Genomic DNA, 350 nt, shown 5'->3' with positions numbered 1-350 from the left:
AGTTTCCCATTCGATAATTAATGCTGCCAATGTCTGTACATAACGCTCAGCAAAAGCAGCCTCAATCTTTTCCAGTTGTTCTGGCGTCATCGATAATAGCTTTCTTTTGCTGCTGGCGCCCCGTGGATATTGCTCTCTATTAACCATAAAATCATGACTTTGAATATTGCCCTGATAGTTGGTGGCAATTTTATCTATCGGCCCCATGAAACAGTGAATTTCCCAGTCACTGAGGACATTGAGAAACTCCCAGATATTACGCGGATCATAAAACCGGAAAAATACCGGTTTATCCTGTTCAGGTAATAATACTTGTAAATATTTACGCAAATGCCGACGTAATGTTTTCA

Annotated in this window: 1 protein-coding gene; it reads right to left on the bottom strand. The window is 40.3% G+C overall.

Features of this window, described 5'->3' with window-relative positions; genetic code table 11:
* The coding region (locus tag ACGF49_RS25020) for a DUF4123 domain-containing protein (protein WP_387493462.1) at positions 1–350 on the bottom strand (350 nt) is incomplete at both ends.

This window comes from Photorhabdus sp. RM96S (assembly GCF_042879335.1).
Classification (GTDB): domain Bacteria; phylum Pseudomonadota; class Gammaproteobacteria; order Enterobacterales; family Enterobacteriaceae; genus Photorhabdus; species Photorhabdus kayaii.
The sequence above is the reverse complement of the archived record's forward strand: the minus strand, read 5'-3'. Positions and strand labels throughout refer to the sequence as shown.